Source organism: Yersinia antarctica (assembly GCF_056636475.1).
Genome location: NZ_JBSJQF010000001.1, coordinates 4950485 through 4966176 on the forward strand (window position 1 = coordinate 4950485; position 15692 = coordinate 4966176).

Genomic DNA, 15692 nt, shown 5'->3' on the forward strand with positions numbered 1-15692 from the left:
GCGTTGTCGTTATAATCTTATGCTTTTAACTGAGCGCTGATTTGCTCCAGTGCCTTTGTCGCACATTGTGCGTCCAAATGCCCGCCCGGTGCACCGGCAACACCCACTGCACCGACCACCTCATCCCCTGCTTTCACTGGCACGCCCCCCCCTAACAGCAAGAACCCTGGAATGTCTTTCAGGTTGTTGGCCGCAGGTGTCTTTTGGCTGTTTTCCATCACTTGCCCGCTTGGGGTTTTAGTCGATAGTGCCGTAAAGGCTTTTTGCTCGCTGGCTTTAACGGTGTGCGGACCGGCATTATCAGCACGTAATACAGTTTTGATGATCCCAGCACGGTCAACCACAGTTACCGCCACGTTGTAACCATCCGCCTGGCAAACAGCGAGGGTGCGGCTGGCCAAATCGGTGGCCAGCGCCTGAGAGATATTACGTTCAGTGTTCAGACCCGCAGCAGAGGCTTGAGCTATCAGGCCAATGAATAAGGCGGAGGTCAGGGCAATAGGCTTGATCATATAAAATCCTTATTGTTAGCGAAGTGATTTCATCACTGTGCCGCTATGTTACGGCGATAAGTGGTGAAAAAACATTCGGCTAACTACCCGTTTTACTCCGTACTTCTACCTATTCCCTTCGGACTTGGCGCCGCAGGGTTGTTATCTGCGCTCACGCATCCACATCACTTGACTGCGTAAGCTCATCGGGATTATGAGCCTCATCAGAGGCTCACCCTACGGGCCACGCAGGCGCTGTTCAAAATGGTTTACAACCAATTTGTTGTTCACTTGCTGCCTACCTGCAACACCAATTACTTTGAGTATATTATTGGTAGGATATAGGAGTAATTATGAATAAGTGATGCCAGCGAGTTGACCTCCAGCTTGGAGAATATATTCGCGCGGTGCGCTTCAACGGTTCGCGGTGAAAGTGACAACATATGGGCGATTTGCTTGCTGGTTTCCCCTTGGATAATCAGCGCGGCGACTTCCCGCTCGCGGGGTGAGAGCTGGCTAAGTAACTGTTGATAGCTCACTTGCTGCTTTTTCACTGCCAGCGCTTGCTCATGTTGCTCCAGTGCCATGCCGACCGCCTCGATCAGCACATCGGCGTCGATAGGTTTGGTCAAAAACTCCAGCGCTCCACCTTTAAATGCCCGGCGGCACAATTCAATATTACCGTGCCCAGTCATTATGATGACCGGAAGAGTGCTATCACGGCATTGAATGGCTTCTAATACTGCCATCCCACTCTTACCCGGCATTCTGATATCCAGGAGTACGCAACTTGGCTGGGTTATTGCCAATGTATCGAGGAAATGCTGGCCGTCACTGAATGCTTTTACTTCCCAGCCCAGGGTGGCGAGTAATGCGGTTAGCGCGGCGCGAACACCGTCATCGTCATCAATCAGATAAATGTGTTTTGTCATGCGTATTCTCGCCAATCAGGGGAAAGGTTAGGGTAAAACAAGCCCCGCCATATTCACTGTTTGCGGCTTTTATGTCACCTCCCATTCGCTGTACCAATGTCTCACACAGGGTTAGCCCTAATCCCAGGCCACTCTCGCGAGTGGTATAAAAAGGTGTGAACAGGTGGTCTAACTGCTGATGGCTTAGCCCCGGCCCATTATCTTCTATCTGAATTAGCCATTGCTGTGGTTGCTGGCGGGCAGTGAAATAAATTAACGGGGTCGCAGTATGTTGTACGGCATGGATAGCATTACTGAGTAAATTATGCAGAATTTGCTCCAGCCATAAAGGATCGGCCGAGAGTGGCGGTAAATTCGCTGGAATACTATTCACAACCGTTACTTTGCTGGCGGCTATCTCATTACTTAATAAAGCATTCACGCGTAACCAGATATCCGCTACCACCACCGGTTGTAAATTCACCTGCCCACGGCTGAGTAATGTGCGTAGCCGCTCCAGTAGCGCCGAAATCCGTTTGATTTGCTCAACTGACGCCCGTAGCAGTGGGGTAATCTTGTCGTCCTGCGCGGGTAATAACCGCAGAGCGGTTTGGTTATACGTCAGGGTGGCAGTGAGCGGCTGGTTCAACTCATGGGCGATACCTGTGGCAATTTCCCCCATGGCATTGAGTCTGGCTTGATCAGCAAATTTAGCCCGTTGTTCGGCGCGATTGCGGTATTGCGCCAACTGCTGCCAACGGTGCCAACCATAGAGGGTAGCTCCCCATATGAGTGAAAGCAGGAGGGCAGTTAACCAAGGCAGGTCACGCCAAAGAGGAGTTGCATAGCCAGTTAACGCAAAGGATTGAGCGCCCTCTCCCAATGGTTTTTGCCATTGCCAAAAGCTGTCTGGATTTGGCTTGCCCAGCACAGCTAACAGATGTTGCTGATAGCGCAATGTTACGCTGTCGAAATTTTCTGGTAAACCCACTACCTGTAACAGTTTTAACCCATTAATCTGCAAGCCACTGCCATTGTATGAGTTCGATAGCTGATAATCACCGCCGTGAACTTGCAGCGTTAACTGGCCTGCTTTTGATTTGTCGGCTTTAGTTTGGCTAATTGCGACTAATTGCGGGAAATGGCGCTGTAGTTGCGACAGTTGGTTTGGTTCAAGAGTCAGAAACAAAATAGCCTGTTGCTGGGCTAATTGCTGGCTCAATTCACGGTGGGTAATACGAAATTCGGCCTCACGCTCAGCTTGCTGCTCATTTAAACCATACCAACCCAGCCAGAGAGTGGATATCAGGGTCAGGATAAGCCAGACAGTGATTTTAACGGCCATTTAGCAGCATCCAACATGTGTGGGTCAAGAGAGTAACCCCCAATCACCAGCGGCCAGTGGGGGTTTTGAATCATGGGTTACTTCACGCGGACACGATCAATATAGGTCGCAAAGGCTGCTAGTTGGCTGGTAAGGAAATCCAGCGTTCCTTGATCAATCAACGCCTTGGCATGCTCATCCACTTTGCTTTGAATCACGCCACCCATAAATTCAGGCTTATTCATCACCATCGCATCAAGGAAAACCAGGATCTGACGTAAGTGATACTGGCAACGTGCTCCACCCACCGGCCCCATTGAGCTGGTTTGAATAGCAACTGGCTTGCCTGCCAGTGGTTGGTTTGGCAAGCGAGACAACCAGTCGATCGCATTCTTCAATCCACCTGGCACCGAATAGTTATATTCCGGTGTGACGATGATAACCCCATCAGCTTGACGAATCTGCTCAGCAATAGCTTGAACTGTAGCCGGGAAGCCGTCTTCCTGCTGAACATCAGCATCATAAAGCGGAATATCACGAATAGAAGGCAGTGCTTCAATGGTGACGCCTGAAGGCGCTAATTTAGGCAGTGCGCGGGCTACCATCGCATTGTAAGAACCATTACGCAGGCTACCCAGTAGGGTAACAATTTTAAGGGATTGCTGTGGCATGACATACTCCCGTTCAGTAAATGGATGAGGCTTTATACCCGTCATCTTTCTCATTGCAGGTGTGTTGGCCTCTCACCTGCATTTTGAAATCTATTGGTTATTTGTTACCAGAGTAGGCCAAACTTATGCGACAAAACAATGACTATCTCGCGTATGACGACATTTAAACATCACTTAAATTGGTGTTAGGGGGGAATTATTACGCTGAAACTGTGACCGCAGGAGAGGAACGGAAAAATCGTTTTTATCAGTCATCAAGTCTGTGCGCAAAATGCCGTTAATAGATCTGGAGCTATCCAGCTCTCTTAATTGAGCGACACGATAATGCTAAAAACCACTCAAGCCCGCTTTACCTTACTCGTCAGTGCGTTTTTTATTTTATTACTGATAATCACCGTGGTGGTTATTCAGCTTTTTGTGACACCACAACTCAAACAATCTGAAAGTACCATTGTCGGTAATAGCGTTGACCAAATTGCGACGGCAATCACGGCGCAAATGAACAAAGTGGAAGCGCAAGCCCGCAGCATTACACAGGCTGTTGCCATTATGGACAGCAATACCATTGATCAACTATTACCGGGGCTGGTGGATCAGTACGGCGACAGTAATGTGTTTGGTGGTGGCATTTGGCCATTACCTAATAAACGTGAGCAAGGGGTGACTAAGTTCAGCACTTTCTTTGCCCGTAATGGAGAAAATAAGTTAACGGTCAACACCCATTGGAATTCACCAGAATCACAAAATTATTTTGAGCAACCATGGTACAAAGATGGCTTAAATGCGCCTAAAGGCTTCTGCGCGTGGGCTAAGGCCTACCAGGATGATGCCAGCCCACAGCCAAGAACCAACTGCGCGATGGCAATTTATAAAGGTGACGAGGCCTACGGTGTTTCAACCATTGACGTTACTTTAGGTTTCTTTAACCGTTTGGTTAAAGAAATGGAACAGAAAGTGAATGGCACTATTCTGATTGTCGAAGCTGATGGCAAGATTGTCGGCAGCAGTGCTCTGGCGGATGGCAAAGCCGAATTAAAAAATCTGTCTGACTTTGCGGCCAACTCGCCGATGGCGGCTGAAACCCAGCGGTTATTGCCGCAGTTAAAAGATCAAAAAGCACTGGAGAGTGAATTTGATGTCGACGGTACCTCTCACACCCTGTTTATTCGCCCGATCGCCAATAGCCCGTGGTATTTGGTTACTGACTTACCAACCAGTTTATTGGTGAAACAGAGCCACGCCATCCTGTTGCATCTGGGGTTAGTACAGATTCCAATTATGCTGTTATTGCTCTTGTTCCTGGTGTTTTCTATCCGCGTCTTTATGAAACGCTTAGCGGCTTTGAAAGAGAATATCACTGCATTATCGGCGGGAGGGGCTGATTTGACTCAGCGCTTACCGGAAAGCAATAGCCCAGAATTCAATGCAATTAACCAAAGTTTCAACAATTTTATCGACTATTTACAGCAAATGATGCGGCAAGTCGGTGAAAGTAGCCTGGCTATTGCCTCAGCATCGCGCCAGATAGCTAGCGGTAATCTGGACTTATCCGCCCGTACTGAAGATCAGGCCAGTTCAATCGCCAATTCCCAAACGAAATGCAACAAAGTGACCCACCGGTCAGGTACGGATAAAATAGCCGTATTGACCCTGTCGGAGACCCTGTTGCATGAAGGGAAAACATTTGACTCAGCATGAGCGCTTTTACATCGAAAAACGAAAAGCTGAAGGCGTTAATCAGTCCTGCATTGCCAGAGAACTGGATGTCTCTCGCTCTACCCTGAGCCGGGAGCTCAGACGTAATACGGACCCCGCCTTCAACGGACTTTACTCCTCCAGACGCGCTGATGCCTTAGCCAGACAACGGCGGGGCGCCACCTCGGCACACAATGCCTGTTTCCCTCTGGGCCAGCAGACACAAGACTTTCTCCGGCAGGCGCTGGCTGTACATACCTCCCCTGAGGTTATCTGTGGGAGACTGAAAATCCAGTTTGATATCGCCGTCAGCAAAAATACCCTCTACCGCTATATCCGTTCGGACAGACAGGCTGGCGGTAAGCTTTACCTTCAGCTCCCTCACCGGGGTAAACGCTATCGCTATGATACGGGTGAGCCCGGACGCACGCCCATCCCGGACAGGGTTGGCATTGAGCACAGGCCTGCTGAGGCTGAACTCAAACAGGTTCCCGGGCATGTTGAAATCGATACGATTTTTGGCAAAGACCAGAAGTCATTCCTGCTGACGGTCGTGGACAAAGCCACAAAGCAGGTCATTATCCGTAAACTCCCCAATAAGTGCGCTGAGAGCGTCGTGGAAGCGTTCAGGGACATCGTGGCGAATACTTTCTGCGAGTTTAAAACCCTGACGGCAGATAACGGACCCGAGTTTGCGAAACATAAGGACATCACTCAGGTAACGGGCGCAAAGGTTTACTTTGCCCGGCCTTATCATTCCTGGGAGCGGGGGTTGAATGAGCATACCAACGGTCTGATACGGCGGTTTTATCCGAAAGGAACCGATTTTAATGGCGTCAGCGATGAAGATATTGCGAGACTGGAGCACATCCTCAACACTCGGGGGCGCAAATCTCTGGAATACAGCTCACCGAATGAGGTATTTTTAGAGTATCTACTCGCTGCATAACGCATGATGGTTTGTTGCGTTTCGTTCGGGAATGGGGCAATTGAACAAACCGCAGCCTCAATGGATGAACTTACCAGCACGGTGAAACAAAATGCGGATAACGCCAGTCACGCCAACCAATTGGCGAGAGATGCTTCTACTGTTGCGGTGAAAGGTGGCAAGGTGGTGAAACAGGTGGTGGATACCATGGGTTCAATCAATCATTCATCGAAGAAAATAGTCGATATCATTAGTGTGATTGACAGTATCGCCTTCCAAACCAATATATTGGCACTTAATGCGGCGGTAGAAGCAGCAAGAGCGGGTGAACAAGGCCGTGGTTTTGCGGTGGTGGCATCAGAAGTGCGTAATCTGGCGCAGCGTTCAGCGACATCTGCTCGTGAGATTAAAAAACTGATCGAGGACTCGGTGGCTGATATTGCCATTGGTACTGGCTTGGTGGCTGACGCGGGAACCACTATGGATGATTTAATGAGCGGGGTGTCCAATGTGGCGGCATTAATGAATGAAATCATGTCATCCAGTCAGGAACAAAGTTTGGGTATCGAACAGGTTAATCTGGCAATCAATCAGTTGGATAATTCAACACAGCAAAATGCGGCGCTAGTGCAACAAGTTGCTGCTGCGGCTCAGGCGATGCAGGATCAAACTTTACAGTTGGAGAGTGTGATTAGCGGCTTTAAAGTTTAATTTTATACCTGTCATACTTCAAGCTGCAGGTGTGTTGGCTACGTTTAATCATCCGAATCACTTACTTATGTAAGCTCATCGGGATTATGGGCCTCTAATGAGGCTCACTCTGCGGGCCAGCGCAAGCGCTGTTCAACATGGTTTACAACCAAGTTGTTATTCACTTGCCGCCTTCCTGCAACTCGAATTATTTAGGGTATATATTGCAATTATGCCAAAAATCTGACCCCTTTTGCTCGCCGAAAAGGGGTTTTTTTATCACTCACGGCGAATTTTACTGGCAAATAAATTACCCAGCGATTGGATGAGCTGTACCGTAATAATCAATACAATCGCGGTAGTGACAGTTACGAACGTATCAAAGCGCTGATAGCCATAGGTTATAGCCAGATCACCAATCCCACCGCCGCCGACAGTACCTGCCATGGCGGTAGCACCAATCAAGCCAATGGTGGCTGTGGTCAGTGCCAATATCAAAGATGACAGTGCTTCGGGTAATAGAAAATACCAAATCGCCTGAAGGGGCGTGGCACCCATCGATTTTGCTGCCTCGAGAATTCCGGGGTTAACATCCAATAATGAATTTTCTACTAATCGGCCAATATAAGGTGCGATAAAAATAATCAATGGCACGATGGCTCCTGGTGTTCCGATAGTGGTATTCACGATCAAGCGGGTAAGTGGGATAATCGCTACCATCAAAATAATAAAGGGCAGTGATCGGATGATATTAATCACTGGGTTAAGAATATTATAAAAAGTGCGATTGTTAATTAGCCCTCCGGGCCGGGTTACCACCAATAAGATTCCCAGTGGGATACCAATAAGAGAACCGATCACCAATGAAATACTGACCATAACCAGTGTGTCGTGTAGCGCCTGGACAAATTGGTCCAACGTAATTGCGGTTTCGATCATTAATGTATTTCCTGTATATCAATTCCTGTTCCAGCCAGGTGCGTGACGGCACTATCAATGAGGTTGTTGTCACCGCTTAACAGCAGCACCATATGACCCAATGTGGTGTCTTGTATCTCCGACATGTTGGCAAATAGAATATTCACGCCCACATCATATTGCCTGATAAGTTGATTTATCACCGGTTGCGTCGCAATCGCCCCCATAAATGCTAAACGAAATTGGCGGCCAGCATGACTGCTATCTAACAGTTTTCTCACACTATCGGGCAGGCTGTCCTTGATCACGGTGCGGACGAAATTAAGGGTTGTGGGGTGAGTGGGGTGGCCAAAAACCGTTAATACCGAACCCTGCTCAATTATTTGGCCGTTTTCCATAACCGCGACCTTATTACAGATTTTTTGAATGACGGACATTTCATGGGTAATCAGCAACACTGTAATATTGTATTGCTGATTAATTTTCTTCAGTAATAATAAAATCTGGGCGGTAGTTTGTGGATCCAGTGACGATGTGGCCTCATCACACAGCAGAATTGATGGATTGGTTGCCAGAGCACGAGCAATACCTACCCGCTGCTTCTGCCCCCCCGATAATTCATTAGGAAAACTATGGCTCTTATCACCTAACCCAACAAAATCCAGCAATTCAGCGACGCGCTCCTGAATGAATTTTTTATTTTTACCTAATAAGATGAGCGGCATAGCTACATTCTTAAAAACAGTTTTTGACTCCAGTAAGTTAAAATTCTGGAATATCATTCCGATGTTTTTTTTAAGTAGCCTGAGTTGCTCATGACTAAAATCATGTAGATTATTACCATCAATAATCACATCACCGGATGTTGGACTTTCCAATGAGTTTACCATTCGTAATAAGGTGCTTTTCCCTGCACCACTATAACCGATAATGCCAAATATATCGCCATCTTCGATGGTTAAACTAACATTATTAAGCGCTTGTAGCTTTACACCTTTACGTTCAAAGGTTTTAGAAATATGCTGAAGTTCAATCATCAGATTATTCCATTACTTAAGATAATCAGGCAGCATATAACCGGTGTATTTCTCATTTCCTAGAATGTATTTTTTGAACTCCGCCGAGTGGTATCCCGCAATAATATCCTTGGCAAATTCTGCATCTTTATTTTTACCGGCGACAGTTACCACATTCACAAACTGTGTGGTTGGTTTTTCAAGTTGCAGTGCTGAGCTGAGTTTTATACCGTTAGATACAGCAAAATTACCCTGAATAGCACCAAAGTCGACATCGGGTAATGCTCTGACTTGCTGGGCATTATCCATTTCTTTGATCACCAGATGGTACGGATTTTCTGCTATGTCTTTTTGCGAGAAGGTCGCTGGATCAATTTTTTCCTTTAGCTTTATCCAGCCGATAGATTGCAACAACAGTGCTGCGCGGTACTCATTTGAGGGCTGGTTAGGGACTGAAATCAAAGTACCTTCTTTGGGTTTTTGGTCTTTTTGGCTTTGCTGATATTTATCAGAATACAGTCCCATCGGTGGCGTTGGAACCTGAACAATACCGGTATTATCAATCCGCAGACGCTCATTTATCGCTTGCAGATAAATAGGGTGTTGCATGATATTGCCATCAATCTCGCCAGTGCTAACGGCATTATTAACCTGGATGCCATCATTAAAATCTTTATATTCGATGCGATAACCTTTGTTGATCAGATAAGGGGCTACACCTTTTTCAAATTGTTCTTTATAAGGGCCAGGATTAAATCCCAATTTGATAACTTTATTTTCTTCACTATGGGCATTTAGTGAAGTAACAATAATTAAACTAAATAAAGGTATCGTCAGTGAAGGTATTCTCATCATAATTTCCCTGTGGAATAGTGTTAATTTAGTCTCTACCAGAGGCTTTATTTATTATGTTGCCGGTTATTCTTTTAGCTAAAAGCGGGATAACTAAGAATGAAATCATTCAAACATTGCGGGGATGAAGCGTAAACGAAGAAAATGATCTTAGCTTATCTATAATAGAGATAATGGATTTAGTGTTTTTTATTAGGCGATTGGGACGAAAGGCGGATTATCAACCCGCTGCGTACAAATTGCGCAGCGGGTTCTATCGCTATAACCGGAGTTTAGCCCTGAATCAGATTAGGGATTTTTACATCAGGATTTACGTCAGCGTCATAATCCACACCGTCGACGGCAAACCCAAACAGGTTTAAGAACTCAGTCTTATAACCGGTAAAGTCGGTCAATTGGTAGATATTGTCATTGGTGACTTGATCCCACAACGCTTGTACCTGGTTTTGAATTCCTGGTGCCAGTTCTTTGTAGTCAGCACGCAAACGGCCATCGGCGTCCAGATGCGGTGCCTCACCACACAAGCTGTCTTTATACAGCGAATAAACTTGCTCGATGCAGCCTTCATGAGTGCCTTTTTCTTTCATCACCTTGAATAGTAATGACAAATACAGTGGCATCATTGGGATAGCGGAACTTGCCTGAGTCACTACCGCTTTCAACACGGATACCCGGGCATCACCGCCGCCATGGGCAGCTAAGCTATCGCGGATAGTCAGAACTTTTTGGTCCAGATCCTTTTTGGCTGCGCCAATAGAACCGTTCCAATAGATATCATGAGTGATTTTTTCACCCAGATAAGTAAAGGCGGTAGTTTGTGCCCCTTCAGCCAGCACGCCAGCTTCCAGTAGTGCATCAATCCACATCTGCCAGTCTTCGCCACCCATCACTGCTACCGTGTTGTCTATCTCGGTTTGAGTTGCGGGTTGCAGCACAACTTCTTTGATAACTTCTTTATCGGTATCCAGGCCACGGAATTTAACTTCATGGCCGATTGGCTTCAGTGTGGAGTTAAACACTTCGCCGGTTTTTGGATGAGTGCGGCGCGGCGAGGCCAGGCTATAGATAACCTGATCAACCTGACCCAGATCTTGCTTAATAGCCTCGATGGTCAGTCGTTTGATCTCATCGGAGAAAGCATCGCCATTGATGCTTTTCGCATACAGGCCTTTCTGCTCAGCAAACTTGTGGAAAGCTGCGCTGTTGTACCAGCCGGAGGTCGCCGGTTTACCTTCTTCTCCTGGGCGTTCAAAGAAAATACCCAGCGTATCGGCACCACAACCAAATGCTGCTGTGATTCGAGCTGCCAGCCCGTATCCAGTTGACGCACCAATCACTAATACTCGTTTTGGGCCGTTAGCAATTGGGCCTTCTGCTGTGACATAGTCGATTTGCTTTTTGACGTTAGCTTCACAGCCCGCCGGGTGAGCAGTCACACAGATAAAGCCGCGTACACGTGGTTTTATAATCATGGATACCTCAGTTTATGAATAAAGTTAAGTGTTCGAGCTACCGTCGGTCGAGACTCTAACAGTTCGGACTCATAGAGTCAGATTATCAAAATTAGCGATAATCTGCTCCAGCTCTATAACATCACACTCATTTTCCGATACAAAAACTGGAGAAAATGCGCCCCAGTAAGTCATCTGAGCTGAATTCGCCGGTAATTTCACTCAATGACTGTTGTGCTAAACGTAGCTCTTCCGCCAATAACTCACCGGCGTAAGCGCTTACTAACTGTTCGTGGCCTTGCACCAAATGCTGGGCAGCGGTTTCCAACGCTTGCAAATGGCGTCGGCGAGCCAGGAAGCCACCTTCGGTGTTACTGGTAAAGCCCATACTCTGCTTAAGATGGCTACGCAGCAGGTCAATACCTTCGCCGGTACGGGCCGATAAGCGAATAAGTGAGTGACCATTCACTTCGGTTAACCCCAGCGATTCACCTGTGACATCCGCTTTATTGCGCACCACGGTGATGGGCAGAGTCGATGGTAGGCGGGCCATAAACTCAGGCCAGATAGCGGCCGGTTCGGTGGCATCAGTCGTCGTACCATCAACCATAAACAGTACGCGATCTGCTTGTTCTATCTCATTCCACGCCCGTTCGATGCCAATGCGCTCAACTTCGTCACTGGCTTCACGTAAGCCAGCAGTATCGATGATATGCAATGGCATCCCATCGATATGAATATGTTCCCGTAAAACATCACGAGTTGTGCCTGCGATATCGGTTACGATTGCAGCTTCACGGCCCGCTAACGCATTGAGCAGGCTTGATTTACCGGCATTTGGGCGGCCGGCAATGACCACTTTCATCCCTTCACGCAACAAGCTGCCTTGCCGTGCTTCAGTGCGCACCTGCTCAAGATCGGCCATCACACCGTTCAACTGGCCTTCAATCTTGCCATCAGAAAGGAAGTCAATTTCCTCATCTGGGAAGTCAATGGCAGCTTCGACGTAGATTCGCAAGTGAGTAAGTGCTTCCACCAATTGATGGATTTTAACTGAAAATGCACCCTGCAATGAATTTACTGCTGAGCGGGCGGCTTGCTCCGAGCTGGCATCAATCAGGTCGGCAATCGCTTCTGCTTGAGCCAAATCCAGCTTGTCGTTTAAAAACGCGCGTTCAGAAAACTCACCCGGACGAGCAATGCGCAGCCCTGGCAGCGCCAGAATGCGTTTTAACAGTAAATCCAGTATAACCGGACCACCGTGACCTTGCAGTTCCAGCACGTCCTCGCCAGTAAAGGAATTGGGGCCGGGGAAGTAGAGAGCGATACCTTGGTCTAATGTACTGCCATCAGTATCTTTAAACGGCAGATAATCGGCATAGCGAGGCTTGGGCAATTTGCCCAAAACCGCCTGCGCCACGTCTGCGGCAGCACGACCTGAAACACGTAAAATACCAACACCACCACGGCCTGGCGGGGTTGCTTGTGCCACGATAGTATCAGTGGTGCTCATGGTTATTTCTCTCTTTAAAAGGATAAGGCGGTCATATAGCTATGACCGCCTCATATACCCTTCTTAATTGCAGTCGCAGCGTTTGTTAGCTGCTCTCCCCCAGTTACTGACGTATGCCAGTGACTGGGGTATCTATCATGTTAAGACTGTTTCTTCTTATCGCGGCTATGTAAACCACGTTTTTCCAGACCACGATAAATCAACTGCTGTTGCAGGATGGTCACCAGGTTACTGACGATATAGTACAGTACCAGACCAGCCGGGAACCACAGGAAGAACACAGTGAAGATAACTGGCATAAAGGTCATTATCTTCTGCTGCATTGGGTCCGTCACGGTAGTTGGTGACATCTTCTGAATGAAGTACATGGTGATACCCATCAGAATCGGCAGAATGTAGTACGGGTCTTGTGCTGACAGGTCATGAATCCACAGGATGAACGGCGCATGACGCAACTCAACGGAACTCATCAACATGTAGTACAACGCCAGGAAGATTGGCATCTGAATGACCAGCGGTAAGCAGCCACCCAGCGGGTTAACCTTCTCAGCTTTGTACAGCGCCATCATCTCCTGACTCATACGCTGCTTATCGTCACCGATACGCTCACGCATGGCAGCCAGTTTAGGCTGTAGCAAACGCATTTTCGCCATCGAGGTGTATTGCGCTTTTGTCAGCGGGTACATGATACCGCGCACGATAAAGGTAATCACGATGATGGAGAAGCCCCAGTTACCGACAAAGCTGTGAATGAATTTCAACAGTTTGAACAGTGGCTGAGAAATAAACCATAACCAACCATAATCAACAGTCAGGTCCAGATGTGGCGCAATGGCCGCCATTTTGTCCTGAATTTCTGGGCCAACCCATAAGGTAGCACCCAGCTGTTTCTGCTCACCCGGTTGAATAATAACTGGCGCACCTTTAAAGCCGATAGCCGCCAGACCATTACCCAAATCAGAAGAGTAGAAGGTGTTGGTTTCATTAGCTGCCGGGATCCAGGCGGTTGCAAAATACTGTTGCAACATGGCTACCCAGCCACCTTTGGTGGTGATGTCCATATTTTTGTCTTCGATATCACTAAAGCTGTATTTTTTATATTTAGTGTCATCAGAAGAGTAAGCCGCGCCACGATAGGTGTGCAGCGCAAAGTTATTGCTGCCGGTATCACGGTGTTTAGGCAAATTGATGCTTTGCTTCAACTGACCAAACAGCGTCAGCTCCAGCGGGGCAGCAGAGGCGTTTTTAACGTGATAATCCACGCCAATGGCGTAATCGTTACGTTTTAGCACAAAAGTCTTGGTGAAAACGGAGCCATCTTTGCCGGTAAAGGTCAATGGAATACGCAGTTCATCCTGACCGTCAGCCAATACAAAGCTGGTTTGAGGCGCTTCAAACAGTGGGCGCTCACCGTTAGCTGGATTATCCGGGCCGCTTTTGCCTGTCAGACCGCTTTGCGCCTGATAGATGAAAGCTGGAGTGGTTTCCAGTAATTCGAAAGTTTTATCTGAACCCAGAGCATCCGGGTAAGCCAGCAGGTTAGCCTGCTCGATGTCACCACCACGGGTATTAATGGTCAGAGACAGCACATCAGTTTTTACAGTAATCAGTTGACCCTGACCACTGCCGGGCACAGCCTGGCTTGCTTTATCACCGGTAGCAGTATTCGCAGTCTGTTGCGTGGTCTGAGCTGCTGGTTGTGGACTGTTGTCCACTTGCCAGGCTTGCCAGATCATGAAAGACACGAACAGCAGAGCGATGAGTAGAAGATTGCGTTGCGAATCCATCGTTAGTGTTCTCTGTTATCGTCGGGTTTCGGCGGCACGGGATCATCGCCACCTGGGTTCAAAGGGTGGCATTTTAATACGCGTTTCAGTGTTAACCAACTGCCTTTTATCATCCCAAACCGGCGCAATGCCTCAATTCCGTAATGAGAGCATGTCGGATGGAAACGACAACGCGGCCCCAGCAGCGGACTAATCACGAGCTGATAGCCCCTGATTAGCCCGATCAGGATGCGGGAGCCTGGCGACAGTGGCGACGCCATAATTTTTCCAAAGCTTCCGTCAACGCACGGTTATCGAGGTCAGCCACACCCTTTTTCACCAAAACGACAAAATCCATAGACGGTAACGTATGCTGATGCAAACGGAAGCTTTCGCGTGTGAGGCGCTTTATCCGGTTACGTTCGTGAGCACGTTTGACATGTTTTTTGGCGACGGTAAGACCGATGCGGGGATGCCCCAGCTCGTTCAGGCGGCCGAGGATGGTGATTTGCGGCGTGCCAGCCCGTTGTGGCTGCTGGAAGACAAAAGTGAAATGACTGGGAGTTAACAAACGTAACTCCCTAGGAAATGCTAGCTTAACCACTGAGATGGTTAGCTTTTATTACTTAGAAACAGTCAGACGAGTACGGCTTTTCGCACGACGGCGAGCCAGAACTTGACGACCATTTTTGGTGGCCATACGAGCACGGAAACCGTGGCTACGGTTGCGCTTCAATACGGACGGTTGGAAAGTGCGTTTCATAGCGATTTCTACCTAAACTTAAAATAATTACTGATTCAGTAAACGCGTTTGGCTGCTCGGAGTGAAGACACCGACGCCTCAATCGCAACATATAAAGAAGCGGGATTGTAATAATTGTACAGTCCTGAGTCAATTGACATTGCGCCCGCCCGCACAGAAGTTTTCTGTATCGGGAGTTTACCAAGAGCCTGCCCGTGTTCACCGCTGGTTTCTTTTTGGCCAAAGCCATCAAGAACACAGGCATCACACGTAGGGCTGAGGATTATACGGACTCCCAGACAAATCGCAAGGATCGCCGTGAGATCCTTTGTGGATTAATCAGGATCAGTTGTTAGAAAAGGGGAAGGTGATACCAGTATATTCTGAAATATTTTGCGATCATTGCTGATGAGGGACACGAAAAGCTGTGCACTGGGTTACACTCCTAACAGAAGTTATGTCCTGTGGATAAAAAGGATCTAATCTGTGAGGAAGGGGAGGATCTATTGCTCCTTTTGCGCTATGATCCGCCATTCCGATCGCATCCGCTACTCTGGATCACTACTCCGGGATCGTAGGGGGATGTTAGTCGTAAAAACAACCGAAAAACGGTTCGCATGTCACTTTGGCTTGCTACAGGCCATATTGGCGTGTGTCAAAAACGATGAGTTACAAAAAATCCTGATTTCTTTCTTTTATTGATCTTGTTCGAGTGGAGTCCGCC

Annotated in this window: 14 protein-coding genes and 2 pseudogenes; 3 read left to right on the forward strand and 13 right to left on the reverse strand. The window is 47.8% G+C overall.

What is annotated here, in order from left to right; genetic code table 11:
- Nucleotides 1-17: 17 nt before the first annotated feature.
- The 4 genes from ACWJJO_RS22790 to ACWJJO_RS22805 form a co-directional block, all read right to left on the reverse strand.
- Nucleotides 18-512 carry a GlcG/HbpS family heme-binding protein gene (locus tag ACWJJO_RS22790; RefSeq protein WP_005186737.1) on the reverse strand — a complete coding sequence of 165 codons (495 nt, stop codon included), beginning with the start codon at nt 510-512 and terminating at the stop codon, nt 18-20.
- A gap of 293 nt (nt 513-805) precedes the next feature.
- The gene (locus ACWJJO_RS22795) at nt 806-1423 is read right to left on the reverse strand and encodes a response regulator transcription factor (RefSeq protein WP_083161556.1); all 618 of its coding nucleotides are present in this window, start codon (nt 1421-1423) and stop codon (nt 806-808) included.
- Entirely contained in the window at nt 1398-2747 is a 1350-nt protein-coding gene (locus ACWJJO_RS22800; RefSeq protein ID WP_481091547.1) for a sensor histidine kinase, read from the reverse strand. The genes ACWJJO_RS22795 and ACWJJO_RS22800 overlap by 26 nt, the downstream gene beginning before the upstream one ends.
- Before the next feature lie 77 nt (nt 2748-2824).
- Complete coding sequence (locus ACWJJO_RS22805) at nt 2825-3397, reverse strand: NADPH-dependent FMN reductase (protein ID WP_083161552.1); 573 nt, start codon at nt 3395-3397, stop codon at nt 2825-2827.
- Between the two features lie 324 nt (nt 3398-3721).
- Here ACWJJO_RS22805 and ACWJJO_RS22810 point away from each other — a divergent pair.
- The 3 genes and pseudogenes from ACWJJO_RS22810 to ACWJJO_RS22820 all read left to right on the forward strand — a co-directional run.
- Nucleotides 3722-5011, forward strand: a pseudogene (locus ACWJJO_RS22810) (cache domain-containing protein); the annotation flags it as partial.
- A gap of 55 nt (nt 5012-5066) precedes the next feature.
- Complete coding sequence (locus tag ACWJJO_RS22815; protein ID WP_481090514.1) at nt 5067-6041, forward strand: IS30 family transposase; 975 nt, start codon at nt 5067-5069, stop codon at nt 6039-6041.
- Between the two features lie 36 nt (nt 6042-6077).
- Nucleotides 6078-6731, forward strand: a pseudogene (locus ACWJJO_RS22820) (methyl-accepting chemotaxis protein); the annotation flags it as partial.
- Nucleotides 6732-6989: 258 nt separating this feature from the next.
- Here ACWJJO_RS22820 and ACWJJO_RS22825 read toward each other — a convergent pair.
- From ACWJJO_RS22825 to rpmH, 9 genes are all read right to left on the reverse strand, one after another.
- Nucleotides 6990-7649, reverse strand: a complete 660-nt coding sequence (locus ACWJJO_RS22825; RefSeq protein ID WP_372560194.1) for a methionine ABC transporter permease — start codon at nt 7647-7649, stop codon at nt 6990-6992.
- Nucleotides 7649-8665 carry a methionine ABC transporter ATP-binding protein gene (locus tag ACWJJO_RS22830; protein ID WP_372560195.1) on the reverse strand — a complete coding sequence of 339 codons (1017 nt, stop codon included), beginning with the start codon at nt 8663-8665 and terminating at the stop codon, nt 7649-7651. The genes ACWJJO_RS22825 and ACWJJO_RS22830 overlap by 1 nt, the downstream gene beginning before the upstream one ends.
- Nucleotides 8666-8677: 12 nt before the next feature.
- Complete coding sequence (locus tag ACWJJO_RS22835; RefSeq protein ID WP_193784852.1) at nt 8678-9496, reverse strand: MetQ/NlpA family ABC transporter substrate-binding protein; 819 nt, start codon at nt 9494-9496, stop codon at nt 8678-8680.
- Nucleotides 9497-9768: 272 nt separating this feature from the next.
- Complete coding sequence (gene fabV, locus ACWJJO_RS22840; protein WP_420072750.1) at nt 9769-10968, reverse strand: enoyl-ACP reductase FabV; 1200 nt, start codon at nt 10966-10968, stop codon at nt 9769-9771.
- A 127-nt stretch (nt 10969-11095) separates the two neighbouring features.
- A complete protein-coding gene (gene mnmE, locus ACWJJO_RS22845) occupies nt 11096-12460 on the reverse strand; it encodes a tRNA uridine-5-carboxymethylaminomethyl(34) synthesis GTPase MnmE (protein WP_372569833.1) in 1365 nt (454 codons plus the stop codon).
- A gap of 140 nt (nt 12461-12600) precedes the next feature.
- Nucleotides 12601-14247: a membrane protein insertase YidC gene (yidC, locus tag ACWJJO_RS22850; RefSeq protein WP_372569834.1), complete on the reverse strand. Its 1647-nt coding sequence runs from the start codon at nt 14245-14247 to the stop codon at nt 12601-12603.
- A gap of 2 nt (nt 14248-14249) precedes the next feature.
- Nucleotides 14250-14507, reverse strand: coding sequence for a membrane protein insertion efficiency factor YidD (gene yidD, locus ACWJJO_RS22855; protein ID WP_032906726.1), 258 nt, complete (start codon nt 14505-14507; stop codon nt 14250-14252).
- Complete coding sequence (rnpA, locus tag ACWJJO_RS22860) at nt 14471-14830, reverse strand: ribonuclease P protein component (RefSeq protein WP_025380108.1); 360 nt, start codon at nt 14828-14830, stop codon at nt 14471-14473. The genes yidD and rnpA overlap by 37 nt, the downstream gene beginning before the upstream one ends.
- An 18-nt stretch (nt 14831-14848) precedes the next feature.
- Nucleotides 14849-14989, reverse strand: a complete 141-nt coding sequence (gene rpmH, locus ACWJJO_RS22865; protein WP_004393543.1) for a 50S ribosomal protein L34 — start codon at nt 14987-14989, stop codon at nt 14849-14851.
- Nucleotides 14990-15692 lie beyond the last annotated feature (703 nt).

Bases quoted from the DNA above. Each gene is read 5' to 3' on its own strand.
- ACWJJO_RS22790 (WP_005186737.1), bottom strand. From the start codon at position 512: ATGATCAAGCCTATTGCCCTGACCTCCGCCTTATTCATTGGCCTGATA.
- ACWJJO_RS22795 (WP_083161556.1), bottom strand. From the start codon at position 1,423: ATGACAAAACACATTTATCTGATTGATGACGATGACGGTGTTCGCGCC.
- ACWJJO_RS22800 (WP_481091547.1), bottom strand. From the start codon at position 2,747: ATGGCCGTTAAAATCACTGTCTGGCTTATCCTGACCCTGATATCCACT.
- ACWJJO_RS22805 (WP_083161552.1), bottom strand. From the start codon at position 3,397: ATGCCACAGCAATCCCTTAAAATTGTTACCCTACTGGGTAGCCTGCGT.
- ACWJJO_RS22815 (WP_481090514.1), top strand. From the start codon at position 5,067: ATGAAGGGAAAACATTTGACTCAGCATGAGCGCTTTTACATCGAAAAA.
- ACWJJO_RS22825 (WP_372560194.1), bottom strand. From the start codon at position 7,649: ATGATCGAAACCGCAATTACGTTGGACCAATTTGTCCAGGCGCTACAC.
- ACWJJO_RS22830 (WP_372560195.1), bottom strand. From the start codon at position 8,665: ATGATTGAACTTCAGCATATTTCTAAAACCTTTGAACGTAAAGGTGTA.
- ACWJJO_RS22835 (WP_193784852.1), bottom strand. From the start codon at position 9,496: ATGAGAATACCTTCACTGACGATACCTTTATTTAGTTTAATTATTGTT.
- fabV (WP_420072750.1), bottom strand. From the start codon at position 10,968: ATGATTATAAAACCACGTGTACGCGGCTTTATCTGTGTGACTGCTCAC.
- mnmE (WP_372569833.1), bottom strand. From the start codon at position 12,460: ATGAGCACCACTGATACTATCGTGGCACAAGCAACCCCGCCAGGCCGT.
- yidC (WP_372569834.1), bottom strand. From the start codon at position 14,247: ATGGATTCGCAACGCAATCTTCTACTCATCGCTCTGCTGTTCGTGTCT.
- yidD (WP_032906726.1), bottom strand. From the start codon at position 14,507: ATGGCGTCGCCACTGTCGCCAGGCTCCCGCATCCTGATCGGGCTAATC.
- rpmH (WP_004393543.1), bottom strand. From the start codon at position 14,989: ATGAAACGCACTTTCCAACCGTCCGTATTGAAGCGCAACCGTAGCCAC.